15 protein-coding genes and 1 riboswitch are annotated in these 16,457 nt (G+C 71.7%); of the genes, 9 read left to right on the top strand and 6 right to left on the bottom strand.

The window, feature by feature from the left end; all coding sequences use genetic code 11:
- The first annotated feature begins 97 nt into the window (after positions 1-97).
- The 8 genes from ACFYU9_RS29050 (at position 98) to def (ending at position 7,670) form a co-directional block, all read left to right on the top strand.
- Entirely contained in the window at positions 98-913 is an 816-nt protein-coding gene (locus tag ACFYU9_RS29050) for an SOS response-associated peptidase (protein ID WP_389346620.1), read from the top strand.
- A 38-nt stretch (positions 914-951) separates the two neighbouring features.
- On the top strand, positions 952-1,608 hold the full coding sequence (locus ACFYU9_RS29045; RefSeq protein ID WP_389346618.1) for an alpha/beta family hydrolase: 657 nt from the start codon (positions 952-954) through the stop codon (positions 1,606-1,608).
- Positions 1,609-1,918: 310 nt separating this feature from the next.
- Positions 1,919-2,575: a sigma-70 family RNA polymerase sigma factor gene (locus ACFYU9_RS29040; protein WP_389208353.1), complete on the top strand. Its 657-nt coding sequence runs from the start codon at positions 1,919-1,921 to the stop codon at positions 2,573-2,575.
- Positions 2,572-2,886 carry a mycothiol system anti-sigma-R factor gene (gene rsrA, locus ACFYU9_RS29035; protein ID WP_389208355.1) on the top strand — a complete coding sequence of 105 codons (315 nt, stop codon included), beginning with the start codon at positions 2,572-2,574 and terminating at the stop codon, positions 2,884-2,886. Before ACFYU9_RS29040 ends, rsrA begins: the two co-directional genes overlap by 4 nt.
- 150 nt (positions 2,887-3,036) lie before the next feature.
- Positions 3,037-4,635, top strand: coding sequence for an HD-GYP domain-containing protein (locus ACFYU9_RS29030; RefSeq protein ID WP_389346769.1), 1,599 nt, complete (start codon positions 3,037-3,039; stop codon positions 4,633-4,635).
- Entirely contained in the window at positions 4,632-5,879 is a 1,248-nt protein-coding gene (locus ACFYU9_RS29025) for an HD-GYP domain-containing protein (RefSeq protein WP_389346616.1), read from the top strand. The genes ACFYU9_RS29030 and ACFYU9_RS29025 overlap by 4 nt, the downstream gene beginning before the upstream one ends.
- Positions 5,880-5,958: 79 nt before the next feature.
- Positions 5,959-6,939, top strand: a complete 981-nt coding sequence (locus ACFYU9_RS29020) for a hypothetical protein (RefSeq protein ID WP_132913622.1) — start codon at positions 5,959-5,961, stop codon at positions 6,937-6,939.
- Positions 6,940-7,019: 80 nt separating this feature from the next.
- Positions 7,020-7,670 carry a peptide deformylase gene (gene def / locus ACFYU9_RS29015; RefSeq protein WP_389346614.1) on the top strand — a complete coding sequence of 217 codons (651 nt, stop codon included), beginning with the start codon at positions 7,020-7,022 and terminating at the stop codon, positions 7,668-7,670.
- Positions 7,671-7,735: 65 nt separating this feature from the next.
- Here def and ACFYU9_RS29010 read toward each other — a convergent pair whose 3' ends face one another.
- The 6 genes from ACFYU9_RS29010 to ACFYU9_RS28985 form a co-directional block, all read right to left on the bottom strand.
- Positions 7,736-8,752, bottom strand: a complete 1,017-nt coding sequence (locus ACFYU9_RS29010; protein WP_389346612.1) for a ribonucleotide-diphosphate reductase subunit beta — start codon at positions 8,750-8,752, stop codon at positions 7,736-7,738.
- A complete protein-coding gene (locus ACFYU9_RS29005) occupies positions 8,752-11,115 on the bottom strand; it encodes a ribonucleoside-diphosphate reductase subunit alpha (RefSeq protein WP_389208362.1) in 2,364 nt (787 codons plus the stop codon). The genes ACFYU9_RS29010 and ACFYU9_RS29005 overlap by 1 nt, the downstream gene beginning before the upstream one ends.
- A gap of 150 nt (positions 11,116-11,265) precedes the next feature.
- A riboswitch (cobalamin riboswitch) is annotated at positions 11,266-11,342 on the bottom strand.
- Positions 11,343-11,414: 72 nt separating this feature from the next.
- Complete coding sequence (locus tag ACFYU9_RS29000) at positions 11,415-11,933, bottom strand: GNAT family N-acetyltransferase (protein ID WP_389208364.1); 519 nt, start codon at positions 11,931-11,933, stop codon at positions 11,415-11,417.
- Positions 11,934-12,013: 80 nt separating this feature from the next.
- Positions 12,014-13,636, bottom strand: a complete 1,623-nt coding sequence (gene mctP / locus ACFYU9_RS28995) for a monocarboxylate uptake permease MctP (protein ID WP_389208366.1) — start codon at positions 13,634-13,636, stop codon at positions 12,014-12,016.
- Positions 13,633-13,887: a DUF3311 domain-containing protein gene (locus tag ACFYU9_RS28990; RefSeq protein ID WP_389208368.1), complete on the bottom strand. Its 255-nt coding sequence runs from the start codon at positions 13,885-13,887 to the stop codon at positions 13,633-13,635. The genes mctP and ACFYU9_RS28990 overlap by 4 nt, the downstream gene beginning before the upstream one ends.
- A gap of 171 nt (positions 13,888-14,058) precedes the next feature.
- Positions 14,059-14,832: a GntR family transcriptional regulator gene (locus tag ACFYU9_RS28985; RefSeq protein WP_389209193.1), complete on the bottom strand. Its 774-nt coding sequence runs from the start codon at positions 14,830-14,832 to the stop codon at positions 14,059-14,061.
- Positions 14,833-15,136: 304 nt separating this feature from the next.
- Here ACFYU9_RS28985 and ACFYU9_RS28980 point away from each other — a divergent pair, with 304 nt between their 5' ends.
- Positions 15,137-16,420 (top strand): extracellular solute-binding protein, encoded by a 1,284-nt coding sequence (locus ACFYU9_RS28980; protein WP_389208370.1) that lies wholly within the window; start codon positions 15,137-15,139, stop codon positions 16,418-16,420.
- The last annotated feature ends 37 nt before the right edge of the window (positions 16,421-16,457 follow it).

The raw sequence follows: 16,457 nt of genomic DNA, 5'->3' as shown, positions 1-16,457 counted from the left end.
CGCGCCCCGCGGCGGTCTGCCACCCTTGGAAAGCAGCAGTGGAGACAGCGGCACGGACACGGGACGCACGCGTCGCGGGTCGGAGGGGCGGATTCGGATGTGCGGACGGTACGCGTCGAGCAGGCGCCCCGAGGACCTCGTGGACGTCTTCGAGGTGGAGAAGTGGGAGCCCGAGGAGACCCTGGCCCCCGACTGGAACGTGGCCCCCACCAAGGAGGTCTACGCGATCCTGGAGCGCCCGCTGAAGGACGCGGAGTCCCGGCGGCCGGTGCGCCAGATGCGCGTCCTGAAGTGGGGCCTCGTGCCCTCCTGGGCGAAGAACCCGGAGGGCGCCGCCCGGATGATCAACGCCCGCTCGGAGACCCTGCACGAGAAGCCCTCCTTCAAGCGGGCCTTCGCCCAGCGCCGCTGCATCCTGCCCGCCGACGGCTACTACGAGTGGGTGACCGGCTCCGACGAGCGCGACCTGGAGGTCGAGGGCAAGAAGAAGCGGCCCCGCAAGCAGCCGTACTTCGTGAGCCCGGCCGACGGCTCCGTCTTCGCCATGGCCGGTCTCTACGAGTTCTGGCGCGACCGGACCCTGCCCGACGACCATCCGCAGGCCTGGTGGGTGACCTGCTCGGTCGTCACCACGGAGGCGGAGAGCGGCCCGCTGGGCGTCGCGCCCGCCGAGGGCCCGCGCACGCTCGCCGACATCCACCCGCGGATGCCGCTGATGCTCACCCCGGACCGCTGGGACGCCTGGCTCGACCCGGCCCGCACCGGGCTCGACGAGCTGCGCCCGCTGCTCGCGCCGCCGCCGGAGGGCCTGATGCGCGCCTACCCGGTGCCGACGGCGGTCAGCAACGTCCGCAACAACGGGCCCGAACTCCTGACGGAGCTGTCCGGCCCGGAGGTCGCCACGCTCTTCTGAACGCTCCCGTGATCCTCTCCGGAGGAGAGGATGGAGACGTGACGAAGAGCGAGACGAAGAGCGAGACGAAGAGCGAGACCGTTCCGACCGGGGCCGGCGACGCCCGGATCACCTGGTGCGCCGCCGGGAAGCCGCGCACCGTGCTCGCCGTGAGCCACGGCGCCGGCGGCGGCATCGAGGCCCGCGACCTCCAGGCGCTCGCCGCGGCGCTGCCCGGCCAGGGCGTGACCGTGGCGCTGGTCGAGCAGCCCTGGCGGGTCGCCGGCAAGAAGGTGGCACCCGCCCCCAAGACCCTCGACACCGGCTGGCGCGGCCTGTGGCCCGCGCTCGCCGCGCCCGGCCTCCCGGTGATCGCCGGCGGGCGCAGCGCCGGCGCCCGGGTGGCCTGCCGCACCGGGCACGAGCTCGGCGCGAGCGCCGTGCTCGCGCTGAGCTTCCCGCTGCACCCGCCGGGCAGGCCGGAGCGCTCCCGGGCCGACGAGCTGCTCGGCACCGGCCTGCCCACGCTCGTCGTGCAGGGCGGCAACGACCCCTTCGGCAGGCCCGACGAGTTCCCCGCCGGCGACCACGCCCTCGTCGAGGTCCCGTACGGCGACCACGGCTTCGCCGTGCCCAAGCGCGCCCCGGTCACCCAGGAGGAGACGCTCGACGCGATCGTCCGCGCGGTCTCGGCGTGGATCACGTCCCTGAAGTGACCGCGCGGAGCGGCCCCGTACGGCCTGAAGACGGTCCGGAGACGGCCTGAAGACGGTCCGGAGACGGCCCGGGAATGTTGTGGGCGGGGCCGCTGTTGTGTCGGACGTCGGTGCGTGAAGAGCGAAGGAAGAGGGAGTCCGTCGAATGGGTTCGATCATCTGCCCGCAGCGCCCGCAGGCGGCTGACCTGGACTGGACGGTGCTGCCCGCGCCCAGGACCAGCCCTATTCGGGCGGCGGGCGAAGCGGTTCCTCGTCTATCCTCCGAAGCGAGCGGGTCCGCCTTCGGATTCGCCGCAGCGCTGGAGGAGGTGGGTCCGGTCACTGGGACCGACACAGGGACCGACGACGGCCCCGAGGAGACGACCGCGGAGCGCAACGCGCGCTTCGAGCGGGACGCCCTCGGATACCTCGACCAGATGTACTCGGCCGCGCTGCGCATGACGCGCAACCCCGCGGACGCGGAGGACCTGGTGCAGGAGACCTACGCGAAGGCGTACGGCTCCTTCCACCAGTTCCGCGAGGGCACCAACCTCAAGGCGTGGCTGTACCGGATCCTGACGAACACGTTCATCAACTCGTACCGCAAGAAGCAGCGCGAGCCCCAGCGCTCCGCGGCCGACGAGATCGAGGACTGGCAGCTCGCCCGCGCCGAGTCGCACATGTCGACCGGCCTGCGGTCCGCCGAGTCCCAGGCGCTCGACCACCTGCCGGACTCCGACGTCAAGGAAGCGCTGCAGGCGATTCCCGAGGAGTTCCGCATCGCCGTCTACCTCGCGGACGTCGAGGGCTTTGCGTACAAGGAGATCGCCGACATCATGGGTACTCCCATCGGTACGGTGATGTCCCGACTGCACCGGGGCCGCCGCCAGCTGCGCGGCATGCTGGAGGACTACGCCCGCGACCGCGGGCTGGTCCCCGCGGGCGCCGGTGAGTCGTCGCACGATCTGAAAGGTTCGGGCTCATGAGCTGCGGAGAGCCGCACGAGACGGACTGCTCGGAGATCCTGGACCATCTCTACGAGTTCCTCGACCACGAGATGCCGGACAACGACTGCAGCAAGTTCGAGGTGCACTTCGAGGAGTGCTCCCCGTGCCTGGAGAAGTACGGCCTGGAGCAGGCCGTGAAGAAGCTCGTCAAGCGCTGCTGCGGCAGTGACGACGTGCCGGTCGACCTGCGCGCCAAGGTCATCGGCCGGATCGAGCTGATCCGCTCGGGCCACCTCGTGCCCGAGCAGGACCCCGTGGCCGAGCAGGCCGCCACCCCGCAGGAGCAGTAGCCCCGCACGCGGAGCAGGGCCGGGCGACACGCGTCGCCCGGCCTTTCGCGTGTCCATTCGTGTGCCCATCGGCTTGTATCACCCGATGGTGCGAATCGGGCCCCGCCACGCCGGAGCGCACCATCCCAACTCGCTAGCGTGGCGGGCGTGATGGGCGTGAAGGTCATTCCGCGCGGACGGGGCGTGCCGCGCGCGGCACGCGGATTCGTCGCCTGTGCCGTGCTCGCCGCCGCGGCGCTCGCCCTGCCCGCGGCCCGCCCCGGCGCGGCCACACCCTGGCCGACCGTGCTGCTCCTCGCCGTCCTCTACGCGCTGTGCGAGCTGCCCGCCCTCTCCCGGGCCCGCCTCCGCCCGCCCGGGGGCCTGCTCGCCCGGTTCGCCGGCCGCGCCCTCGCCGGCCCGGTGCACCGCGCCGACGCGCCCCGCGGCGCCGGCTCCTTCTTCCCGGTGCTGCTCGCCGCCGCGCTGCTGCTGCCACCGGCCGCCGCCGCGCTCACCGCCGTGCCCGGCGCCCTCCTCGCCCGCGCCGACGAGCCGCCCGCCGCACTGCGCCGGGCCTGGCGGGCCGCCTCCCTCGCCCTCGCCGTCTGGGCCGCCGCCGCCACCGGCCGGCTCCTCGAATGCCCGGGCGCCCTCGGCCGCGGCCAGGTCCTCCCCGACTTCCCGTACGTCCTGCTGCCGGCCGCGGCCGGCGCGCTCGCCTTCTGCCTGGTGCTCACCGCCCTCGACGGCGCCATCCGCGCCACCGCCGAACAGCTCCCGCTCCGCAGCGCCTGGCGCGGACTGCTCGGCCGCTCCCTCGCCCCGCACGCCGTGCACGGCCTCGCCGGGCTGATGATGGCCGTGCTCTGGCGCAGCGACTACGGCCCGGTCGCGGCGCTCTTCGTGCTGCTGCCCATGTACATCTCCTCCTGGGGCTTCGCCCAGTACCACCGCGAGCGGGCCGGCCACCAGGCCACCATCCGGGCCCTCGTCCAGGCCGTCGACATCAAGGACCGCTACACCCGCGGCCACAGCGAACGCGTCGGCCGCGCCTCGCTCCTGATCGCGGCGGAACTCGGCATGGCCGAGCCCCGCCTGGAGGTCGTCCGCTTCGCCGGCATCCTCCACGACGTCGGCAAGCTCGGCGTGCCGACCCGGGTGCTGCGCAAGGACGGCCCGCTCACCCCCGAGGAGCGCAGGATCATCGAGCTGCACCCCGAGTACGGGCACGAGATGGTCCGCGGCATCGGCTTCCTCGGCGAGGCCCGCAGCGCGATCCTCCACCACCACGAGCGGATGGACGGCACCGGCTATCCGTACGGCCTCAGGGGCCACCAGATCCCCGAGTACGCGCGGGTGGTCGCCGTCGCCGACGCCTTCGACGCCATGACCTCCACCCGCTCCTACAGCCGCGCCCGCCCGGTCGGCACGGCCCTGGCCGAACTGGAACGGTGCGCCGGCAGCCACTTCGACCCGCGCATGGTCGCCGCGCTCGTCCGCGCGCTGGACCGCCACGGCTGGCAGACCGAGGTCACCGCCGACGAGACCGCCGTCCCCGCGCCCCGCCCTCCGGCACCGGGAGCGGCGCCCGCGCCCGTGCCGGAACCCGCACCCGCGCCCGCGCCCGGCAGCGCCGCGCCCGTGCCGGGACCCGCCTCCGCGCCCGGCACCCCCGCGCCCGTGCCGGCCACCGCACCGGAACCCGCCCCCGCGCCCGCCCCCGCACGCGCGCCCGCCCCCGAAGCCGTGCCCCAGGAGCAGACGTGAGCCCCGCGCGCGCCACCGTCGCCACCGTGCGCGCGGCCGCCCTGCTGCTCACCCTCGGCGGCCTCGGCGCCACCCTCTGGTACGGCCTCGCCGACCCGGCCGCCGCCGTCGCCTTCGGCACCCTCATCGCGCTCGGCGAACTCACCCGGCGCGGCGCCGCGCCCGAGGAGAGGGAACCCGCGCCGCTCGCCGCCGCCGGAGCGCTCGCCTACGCCCTGTTCGGGCAGAACGGCGGCCACGCCACCACCCACGGCGTGCTCCAGACCGTCGCCGTCGTCGTCGCGGCCGGCCTCGCCGGCACCGTGCCCCACGTGGCCCGGGGCAACGGCCCCGACCTCGACCAGCTCGCCCGGCGCATCCTCACCGTCGGCTTCGCCGCCGCCTGCTTCCAGCCCCTCTACAACCGCGGCACCCTCACCGCCCACCTCGGCCAGGGCCCCTCGTACGCCCTCTTCCTCGCCGTGCTGCTGCTCCTCACCGCCCTGTGCGACGCCGTCCTCGCCGCCGTGCTGCACCGCGCCCGCACCGGCCATCCCTTCGGCCCGCTGCTGCGCGACGAACTGCGCGCCCTGCTCGGCATCGGCTCCGCCGTCGGCGCCACCGGCGCCGTCATGGCACTCGGCGTGGCCGCCGCCGGACTGTGGGCGCTGCCCGTCTTCGCCGTACCGCTGCTGCTCACCCAGGTCTCCTTCCGCCGCTACGCGGCCGTGCGCACCACCAACCGGGAGACCATCGCCTCGCTCGCCCGCGCCACCGAGATCGCCGGCTGCACCCCGCCGGGCCACGCCCACCGGGTCGCCGCGCTCAGCCGGGCGGTCGGCCGGGAGCTGGGCCTGTCCGGGTCCGAGCTGACCGTCCTCGAATACGCGGCGCTCATGCACGACATCGGTCAGCTCTCCCTCGTCGACCCGGTCGACGGCGGCGCCACCGCGCTGCTGCCCGCCGCCGAGCAGCGCCGGATCGCCCTGCTCGGCGCGGCCGTGGTCCGCCAGACCGGCGTCCCGGCGGCCGTCGCCGTGGTCGTCGAGCGGCAGGCCGACCCGTACCGCGAGCAGCCGCTGCCCGCCCGGATCGTCCGCGCCGTCAACGCCTACGACGACCTCGCCGCCGGCAGCGCGTGCGGCGGCCTCGGCGCTCTCGAACGCCTCCGGCTCGGCACCGCCCGCGACTACCACCCGGACGTGGTGGAGTCGCTCGCCAGGGTTCTCGCGAGGGGCGGCGTCGCCCCAGCTCCTTCGGGGTAACCCACGGGTAATGAGCGCGCGTCCGACCGGGCATGGTTGGATGCGAACAAGAGGGTGAAGCGACCGGCAGGCGGGAATCGTGAGGATCTTCGGGAAGGTACGGCATCGGCCCTCCGCCTCGTGGCGGCAGGCCACCGACCGCGCGTTCACGCTGATCGGCGACGGCCGGTACGAGGACGCGGGCGCGCTCCTGACGCGCGCGGCGGACCTGGAGCCCTGGCTCTCCGAGTCCTGGTTCAACCTGGCCCTGCTGCACAAGTTCCGGCACGACTGGGAGCAGGCCCGGGCCGCCGGCCTGCGGGCCGTCGCGCTGCTCGACAAGGAGACCGGCGCCCCCGACTGGTGGAACGTGGGCATCGCCGCCACCGCCCTGCAGGACTGGCCGCTGGCCCGCCGCGCCTGGCAGGCCTACGGGCTGAAGGTGCCCGGAGCCTCCGCCGGCACCGGCGAACCGGCCGGCATGGAGCTGGGCAGCGCGGCCGTGCGGCTCTCCCCGGAGGGCGAGGCCGAGGTCGTCTGGGGCCGCCGGCTCGACCCGGCGCGGATAGAGGTCCTCTCCATCCCGCTGCCCTCGTCCGGGCGCCGCTGGGGCGAGGTCGTCCTCCACGACGGCGTGCCCAACGGCGAGCGCACCACCAGCGCCGGCCCCTCCTACCCGGTCTTCGACGAGATCGAGCTCTGGGCGCCCTCGCCCGTGCCCACCTGGGTGGTCCTCCTGGAGGCCGCCACCGAGGCCGACCGGGACGCCCTGGAGCAGCTCGCCGCCGACGCCGGCTTCGCCGCCGAGGACTGGTCGTCCTCCGTGCGGCTGCTCTGCCGCGCCTGCTCCGAGTCGACCATGCCCAGCGCCGAGGGCGAGGGCGAGCACCTCGACCCGCACGACCACAGCGAGCCGGGGCACCCCGGTCCGCTCGGCCACCGCTCGCCGGGCGAGCTGTGGGTGCCCGAGCGGGAGTGCGGCATAGCGGCCCCGGCGGGGCTGGTCCGCGGGCTGCTCGACGGCTGGGTGGCGGACAGCCCGGACAGCCGGGAATGGCGTGATCTGGAAGAAGTCTGCTGACCGCTGCCCGTAGGCTGTACTCCCACCCCCGTATCGACCGTCGGGGTGTACCGGTTCGAGGAAGAAGGCGTACGGCGGACATGTCGCAGCAGGGCACTGAGCAGGAGCAGACGGGCGTGTACGCCGTGGACGACGAGGGCTACATCGTCGACACCGAGGACACCGAGGCCCGCGAGGCCGCCCACCGCGAGCGCGGCACCTCGCGCCCCATCACGGTCGTGGGCAACCCCGTCCTGCACCGGGAGTGCAAGGACGTCACCGACTTCGACGACGAGCTGGCCCGGCTGATCGACGACATGTTCGCCAGCCAGCGCACCGCCGAGGGCGTCGGCCTCGCCGCCAACCAGATCGGCGTCGACCTCAAGGTCTTCGTCTACGACTGCATGGACGACGAGGGCAAGCGCCACGTCGGCCACGTCGTCAACCCCCTCCTCGTCGAGCTGCCGGCCGAGCTCCGCGTCCTCGACGAGTCCAACGAGGGCTGCCTGTCGGTCCCGACCGCCTATGCCGAGCTGGCCCGCCCTGACTACGCCGAGGTCACCGGCCAGGACCTGAAGGGCAACCCGATCAAGGTCCGCGGCACCGGCTACTTCGCCCGCTGCCTCCAGCACGAGACCGACCACCTCTACGGCTTCCTGTACATCGACAAGCTGTCGAAGCGGGACCGCAAGGACGCCCTGCGCCAGATGGCCGAGGGCACCCCGCGCTACCCGGTCGTCCCGAACGAGTGACGTCTCTCGCAGAGACGTGAAAGGGCCCCGCACTCCGAGGAGTGCGGGGCCCTTTCACGTACCGGCTAGAAGTCCTCGTCGAGGTCCACCGAGCCCTCGACCGCCACCTGGTAGGCGGACGGCCGGCGCTCGAAGAAGTTGGTCAGCTCCTGGACGCCCTGGAGCTCCATGAACGCGAACGGGTTCTCCGAGCCGAACACCGGGGCGAAGCCCAGGCGGGTGAGCCGCTGGTCGGCGACGCACTGGAGGTACGCGCGCATCGACTCGGTGTTCATGCCCGGCAGGCCGTCGCCGCACAGGTCGCGGCCGAACTGCAGCTCCGCCTCGACGGCCTCCTTCAGCATGTCCGTGACCTGCTGGCGGAGCTCGTCGTCGAAGAGCTCCGGCTCCTCCTTGCGGACGGTGTCCACGACCTCGAAGGCGAAGTTCATGTGCATCGTCTCGTCGCGGAAGACCCAGTTGGTGCCGGTCGCCAGGCCGTGGAGCAGGCCGCGGGAGCGGAACCAGTAGACGTACGCGAAGGCACCGTAGAAGAACAGGCCCTCGATGCACGCGGCGAAGCAGATCAGGTTCAGCAGGAAGCGGCGGCGGTCGGCGGCCGTCTCCAGCTTGTCGATCTTCTCGACCGAGTCCATCCACTTGAAGCAGAACTGCGCCTTCTCGCGGATGGAGGGGATGTTCTCGACGGCGTCGAACGCGGCGGCGCGGTCGTCCGGGTCGGGAAGGTAGGTGTCCAGGAGCGTCAGATAGAACTGGACGTGCACGGCCTCCTCGAAGAGCTGGCGCGAGAGGTACAGGCGCGCTTCCGGGGAGTTGATGTGCTTGTAGAGCGTCAGGACCAGGTTGTTCGCCACGATCGAGTCGCCCGTCGCGAAGAAGGCGACGAGGCGGCCGATCATGTGCTGCTCACCGGGGGTGAGCTTGGCGAGGTCGGCGACGTCCGAGTGGAGGTCGACCTCTTCCACGGTCCAGGTGTTCTTGATGGCGTCCCGGTAGCGCTCGTAGAAGTCCGGGTAGCGCATCGGACGGAGCGTGAGCTCGAAGCCCGGGTCCAGGAGGTTCTTCTTCTCGGTCGAGCTCATTACTGGCAGGCCTCGCAGGACTCGGGGTTCTCAAGGGAGCAGGCGACGGCGTCCGCGTCGGGGGCGGCCTGCTGGACGGGGATCGTGGCGGCCTGGGCGGCGCGGGCGATCCGGGTCGCCGGGCGCGAGCGCAGGTAGTACGTGGTCTTCAGGCCCTGCTTCCAGGCGTACGCGTACATCGACGACAGCTTGCCGATGGTCGGCGTCTCCATGAACAGGTTCAGCGACTGCGCCTGGTCCAGGAACGGGGTGCGGGCGGCGGCCATGTCGATCAGGCCGCGCTGCGGGATCTCCCAGGCCGTGCGGTACAGCTCGCGCACCTCGGCCGGCACCCAGCCGAAGTCCGCGACCGAGCCGTTGGCCTCGCGCAGCGCCTCACGGGTCTGCGCGTCCCACACGCCGAGCTCCTTGAGCTCCGCCACCAGGTACGAGTTGACCTGGAGGAACTCGCCGGACAGCGTCTCGCGCTTGAACAGGTTGGAGACCTGCGGCTCGATGCACTCGTAGACGCCCGCGATCGAGGCGATCGTCGCGGTCGGGGCGATGGCGAGCAGCAGGCTGTTGCGCATGCCGACGGCGGCGATCCGCTCGCGCAGCGCGGCCCAGCGCTCCGGCCAGTTCAGCTCGACGTCGTAGTGGTCGGGGTGCAGCACACCACGGGCCGTACGGGTCTTGTCCCAGGCCGGCAGCGGGCCGTTGCGCTCGGCGAGGTCGGCGGACGCCTCGTACGCGGCGAGCATGATCCGCTCGGCGATGCGCGTGGACAGGGCGCGCGCCTCGGCCGAGTCGAAGGGCAGCCGCAGCTTGAAGAAGACGTCCTGGAGGCCCATCGCGCCCAGGCCCACCGGGCGCCACTTGGCGTTGGAGCGGCCGGCCTGCTCGGTCGGGTAGAAGTTGATGTCGACGACCCGGTCGAGGAAGGTGACCGCGGTGCGCACGGTCTCGTCGAGCCGGTCCCAGTCGATCTCCGAACCGACCACGAAGGCGCCGAGGTTGACCGAGCCGAGGTTGCAGACGGCGGTCTCGCCGTCGTTGGTGACCTCGATGATCTCGGTGCAGAGGTTGGAGGAGTGGACGACCGTGCCGGGCTCGGCGGTCTGGTTCGCGGTGCGGTTGGACGCGTCCTTGAAGGTCATCCAGCCGTTGCCGGTCTGCGCGAGGGTGCGCATCATCCGGCCGTACAGGTCGCGGGCCGGCATGGTCTTGCGGGCCAGGCCCGCCGCCTCGGCCTTGCGGTAGGCGGCGTCGAACTCCTCGCCGTACAGGTCGACGAGCTCGGGCACGTCGGCCGGCGAGAACAGCGACCACTCGGCGTCCGCGTTGACCCGGCGCATGAACTCGTCCGGGATCCAGTGGGCCAGGTTGAGGTTGTGCGTGCGGCGGGCGTCCTCGCCGGTGTTGTCGCGGAGCTCCAGGAACTCCTCGAGGTCCGCGTGCCAGGTCTCCAGGTAGACCGCGGCGGCGCCCTTGCGACGGCCGCCCTGGTTGACGGCGGCGACGGAGGCGTCGAGCGTCTTCAGGAACGGCACGATGCCGTTGGAGTGGCCGTTGGTGCCGCGGATCAGCGAGCCGCGGGCGCGGATGCGGGAGTACGACAGGCCGATGCCGCCCGCGTGCTTCGACAGCCGCGCGACCTGGTGGTAGCGGTCGTAGATGGAGTCCAGCTCGTCCTGGGGGGAGTCCAGGAGGTAGCAGGAGGACATCTGCGGGTGGCGGGTGCCGGAGTTGAAGAGCGTGGGGGAGGACGGCAGGTAGTCGAGCCGGCTCATCAGCCCGTACAGCGCCGTCACCTCGTCGAGCGCGCGCACCGAGTCGTCCTCGGCGAGGCCGGCGGCGACGCGCAGCATGAAGTGCTGCGGGGTCTCGACGACCTTGCGGGTGATCGGGTGGCGCAGCAGGTAGCGCGAGTAGAGGGTGCGCAGGCCGAAGTAGCCGAAGCGGTCGTCGGCCGCCGCGTCGATCGTGGCGTCGAGCCGCTCGGCGTGCCGGGCGACGAACTCGGCGGTGCGGTCGGCGATCAGGCCCTCGCGGTGGCCGACGGCGACGGAGGCGGAGAAGGAGACGGCGCCCTGCCCGGCCGCCTCGCGGGCGATCGTGATCGTCAGGAGCCGGGCGGCGAGCCGGGAGTACGCCGGGTCCTCGGCGATCAGACCGGCGGCGGCCTCCGTGGCCAGCTCGCGCAGCTCCGCCTCGTCCGAACCGGGATGCCGGCCGCGCAGGGCGGCGGCGGCGACCCGGCCGGGGTCGGTGTCCGGGAGGTCGGCGGTGAGGTCGGTCAGGGTGCGCAGCAGCGCGGTCCCGGGGCCGTCGGTCTCGACCGCGGAAGCCTCGGCGGAAGCCGGATCGGCGGGCGCGATGGTCACGTGGGGGCTCTCCCTCGCTCGGCACGGGGCCAGGACGGGGAGGCGGGCAACGGGCGCCGTACGCACGGCGGCGCCGCGTCCACCGGCCCACTCCGCGAGGCCCGGACGTCAGTGGCACCCGGGCCGGACGGACCGGGCGCGCTGTCGGCAGGTCCTCGGACTCACGTCGTACGGAAACGCACTTAGTACACCGTTGCGGGACAGTTCCGGATTTTCACCGGATTCCCCTGCGGCGACAGCGAGGACGAGCATACATGTGGGGGGCGCCCCTCTGAGCACCCCCCACATGTTGTGTGTCGTCAGCTCGCGTTCAACTCCAGGGAGTAGCAGAGCAGGAGGAAGTCGGGCAGTTCGGGGATCGGGGCCCAGTCCCGCTCCGGGGCGCGGTGGAAGCCCAGACGCTCGTAGATGCGGTGCGCCGTGGTCATGTCGGGCTGGGTGGAAAGGACGATCCGCAGGCAGCCCGGGACGGCCCGTGCGCGCTCGATACAGGCCCGGACGAGCGCCTCGCCGACGCCGCGGCCGCGGGCCGCGCGGCCGACGGCCAGCATCCGGATCTCGGTCTCGCCCTCGGTGGCGCGGTCGCCCATCACGCCGGGGGCCGGGACGAAGGTCACGCCGCCGAGGACGGTGCCGTCCTCGGCGACGGCCACCAGCACCTCGGCCAGCTCGGCCCGCCCGGCCACGTTCTTCAGGTGGCCGAAGTACCAGTCGTCCTCGCCCTGGAGGAGGTGGCCGTCGTCGAGGTAGACCCGGGCGGTGAGCTCGCCGAGGGCCTCGTACTCCTCCGGCCGTACGTCTCTGATCATGAAGTCCATGCCCGGCAGTCTGCCGTGCGCACGACCGCGCCCGCCGCCGGGATCCCGGCGGCGGGCGCGGTCGTGCGGCGCGGGGCGGGTCAGTGGCCCGTGCCGACCTTCGGCAGTTCGGTGACGACGCCGGCGTCGCCCGCGTCGGCCGTGTAGTCCTCCGGCGAGGTCTCGTCGACCCCGTCCGGCGTGCCGACGGCGCGCAGCACCAGGGTGAGCACGACGGTGACGAGGACGTTGAGGACGAAGGCGGTGAGGCCGATGTAGCCGATCTCGCCGATGCCGGGGATCTCGGCCGCGGAGCCGCCGAAGTGCTTCTGGGTGGGGCTCGCGACCCCGTACGCGGCGGCCGTGCCGTAGACCATGCCGACGGCCCAGCCGGCGAGCAGCGCCCAGCGGTGCATCCAGCGCGTGAACAGGCCGCCGACCAGGGCCGGGAAGGTCTGCAGGATCCAGATGCCGCCGAGCAGCTGGAAGTTGATGGCGACGGTCTTGTCCATGGTGAGGACGAAGACCAGGGCGCCGACCTTCACCAGGAGCGAGACCAGCTTGGAGACCTTGGTCTCCTGTGCGGCGGTCGCGTCCGGCTTGATGAAGTCCTTGTAGATGTTCCTCGTGAAGAGGTTGGCCGCGGCGATCGACATGATCGCGGCCGGCACCAGCGCGCCGATGCCGATGGCGGCGAAGGCCACGCCCGCGAACCAGTCCGGGAACATGTCCTCGAAGAGCTGCGGGATGGCGAGCTGGCCGTTGGTCACCTTCACCCCGGCGGCGATCGCCATGAAGCCGAGCAGCGCGAGCAGGCCCAGCATCAGGGAGTACAGCGGCAGGATCGTGGTGTTGCGGCGGATCACCTCGCGGCTCTTGGAGGAGAGCGTCGCGGTGATCGAGTGCGGGTACATGAACAGCGCGAGCGCCGAGCCGAGGGCGAGCGTCGCGTAGGTCCACTGGCCGGCCTCGCCGGGCACCAGGGCGCCCTTGGGCTTGCCGGTCTTCGGGTTGAGTGCCTCGTAGGCGTGGGCCGCCTTGCCGAAGATCTCGTCGAAGCCGCCGAGCTTGATCGGGATGTAGATGATCGCCACCGCGATGACGATGTAGATCAGCGCGTCCTTGACGAACGCGATGAGCGCGGGCGCGCGCAGACCGGACGAGTAGGTGTACGCGGCGAGCACGCCGAAGGCGATGAGCAGCGGCAGGTCCTTCACGAACCAGTTGGTGTTCTCGCCGCCGCCGACGCCCATCACGTCCAGGACGGCCTGGATGCCGACCAGCTGGAGCGCGATGTACGGCATGGTGGCGAGGATGCCGGTGACGGCGACCGCGAGCGACAGGCCCTTGGAGCCGAAGCGGCCGCGGACGAAGTCCGAGGTCGTCACGTACCCGTGCTTGTGCGACACCGACCACAGGCGGGGCAGGAAGGTGAAGATCAGCGGGTAGACCAGGATCGTGTACGGCACGGCGAAGAAGCCGGCCGCGCCCGCCGCGTAGATCGCCGCCGGGACGGCGACGAAGGTGTACGCGGTGTAGAGGTCGCCGCCCAGCAGGAACCAGGTGATCCAGGTGCCGAACGAGCGGCCGCCGAGACCCCATTCGTCGAGGCTGTGCTCGTTCTCGGCCCGGCGCCACTTGGCGGCCAGGAAGCCCATGACCGTGACGGCCAGGAAGAAGAAGACGAAGACGCCGAGCGCGACGCCGTTCACGCCGTCCTTCATCGCGCGTCACCTCCCTTGCGGGCGCGCTGGTCGCGCTTCCAGAGCTGGTGGGCCAGCACGGTGAGCGCGGTGGAGACGAGCACCCAGAGCATCTGGTACCAGTAGAAGAACGGGATCCCGATGAAGGTGGGGTCCACCTTCGCGTAGGAGCTCACCCAGAGCATCGCGACGAACGGCGCGAAGAGGCAGAGCGCGATCACCACCCTCACGGGTGTGACGACCGGTTGTTTCCCTTGTGCGGCTTGTGACATGGCAAAACCGTCCCCTCGTGATCACCTCGTCGTGCCGAGGAAATCTAGGGGACGGTTTCGGTTCTCGGAACCCCCGTCCGTATAACGGATCGGGTTGTCGTGGTCCTGCCAGTCTTTCGGGCCGGTTTCGCCCCGGCCGTTCGGGTCAGCCGTTCGGGCCGGCCGTTCGGGTCAGCCGTTCGGGCGCTGGAGGCGGGCCACGAACTTGTAGCGGTCGCCGCGGTACACCGAGCGGACCCACTCGACCGGTTCGCCCTGGGCGTCGAGCGAGTGCCGGGAGAGCATCAGCATCGGCAGGCCGACGTCCGTGCCGAGCAGGCCGGCCTCGCGCGGGGTGGCGAGCGAGGTCTCGATGGTCTCCTCGGCCTCGGCGAGGTGCACGTCGTACACCTCGGCCAGCGCCGTGTAGAGCGAGGTGTACTTCACCAGCGAGCGCCGCAGCGCGGGGAAGCGCTTGGCGGACAGGTGGGTGGTCTCGATGGCCATCGGCTCGCCGCTCGCCAGGCGCAGCCGCTCGATGCGCAGCACCCGGCCGCCGGGGGAGATGTCGAGCAGGCCGGCGAGGGTGTCGTCGGCCGTCACGTACCCGATGTCGAGGAGCTGCGAGGTGGGCTCCAGGCCCTGGGCCCGCATGTCCTCGGTGTACGAGGTGAGCTGCAGGGCCTGTGAGACCTTGGGCTTGGCCACGAAGGTGCCCTTGCCCTGGATCCGCTCCAGGCGGCCCTCGACGACCAGTTCCTGCAGGGCCTGGCGCACCGTGGTGCGCGAGGTGTCGAACTCCGCGGCGAGCGTGCGCTCCGGCGGGACCGGCGTGCCGGGCGGCAGGGTCTCCGTCATGTCGAGCAGATGCCGCTTCAGCCGGTAGTACTTGGGCACGCGCGCGGTACGGGTGGCCGGGCCCCCCTCTGTCTCCGTGCTGCCCGCGCTGCCCGCGTCCGTGGCCATGGCCTGCCTTCCCGACTCCTGTGCTGCTGCCGTCACCGGCTCCTCCGTCTGTCGCGGCTCACATGGTGGCACGGACCGCTCACAGGTCGTCGTCCCCCCTCAGGTGTCGGTCCGATAACGGACCCGACTGCCCTTCTTATACACCCTTGACACCCCTAAAGGTCTAGGCCAAGCTCCGGGTACTGGTCTACACCATTAAAGACCAGGTCCCAGCCCCACAGCATTACTCGACGTATGACTCGACGTAAGTCTTCGCGTCTTCGCGCGGTGGGAGGGGGGAGCGAGCATCCCTGAGGAGGGTGGCGTGAAGCGCAAGCTCATCGCGGCGATCGGCGTCGCGGGCATGATGGTCTCTATCGCTGCGTGTGGTTCCGACAGCGGTGACAAGGGCGGGGCGAAGGGCGGCGACGCCAAGGAGATCACCGTCTGGCTGACGGTCGACGCCCAGAACAACTGGCCCGAGCTGGTCAAGGCCGCCGACGACGCGGTCGCCAAGAAGCACCCGGGCATCAAGGTCAAGCACGAGTACTACGGCTGGCCGGACAAGAACACCAAGCTCGACGCGGTGCTCGCCACCGACAAGGCCCCGGACGTTGTCGAGATGGGCAACTCCGAGATGATCAGCTACATGGCCAAGGGCGCCTTCGCCGAGGTCGACCCGTCGAAGTTCGACAACTCCGACAAGTGGCTGGACGCCCTCAAGGACTCGGTCACCTACAACGGCAAGACCTACGGCGTCCCCTACTACGCCGGTGGCCGCGTCGGCACCTGGCGCAAGGACATCGCCGCCGAGGCGGGCGTCAAGGCCGCCCCGAAGACCTGGGCCGAGCTGACCGCCGCGCTCGACGCCATCCAGAAGAAGAAGGGCGACAAGTTCAGCGCCTGGTACCAGCCGTCGCCGGACTGGTACGCCGCGATGTCCTTCGTCTACGAGCAGGGCGGCTCCATCGCCAAGCAGGACGGCGAGACCTGGAAGGCGAACCTCTCCTCGCCGGAGTCCCTCAAGGGCCTCACCGAGTACAAGAACATCGTCGACAAGTACATGCACGGCGACAAGACGAAGGACGAGTCCGACCGTCCCGTCGTCTTCGGCCAGGGCAAGTCCGCGACGATCTTCGCCGCCGGCTGGGAGGGCGCCACCTCCGCCGACCCGAAGAACGACAAGGTCGGCGGGCTCAAGGACAAGCTCGAGAACTTCGTCATGCCCGGCCCGACGGGCAAGAACCTCCCCGTCTTCCTCGGCGGCTCCGACCTGGCCGTCCCGGTCAAGTCCAAGGCGCAGGACGTCGCGGCCGAGTGGATCGCCGCCTTCACCGGCGCCGAGGGCCAGAAGGGCCTCATCGCCAAGGGCAACCTGCCCAACAACAAGGCGGACCTCGCCCCGCTGAAGAACGACCCGGCCACCGCCGTCCCGGCGACCGCCGCCGAGTCCAGCTGGTTCGTCCCGACCGCCCCCGGCTGGGGCCAGGTCGAGAAGGCCCAGACCCTCAAGACGATGCTCATCGAGATCGCCAACGGCAAGAAGTCGGTCGAGCAGGCGGCCAAGGACGCCGACGCCGCGATCGACAAGGTCATCAACACCAAGTGACCTGACGCGCAGGGCCCCGTCGTCACGTGACGGGGCC

Source organism: Streptomyces sp. NPDC004327, assembly GCF_042873935.1.
Classification (GTDB): Bacteria; Actinomycetota; Actinomycetes; order Streptomycetales; family Streptomycetaceae; genus Streptomyces.
This window is presented reverse-complemented; position numbering and strand designations above follow the sequence as displayed.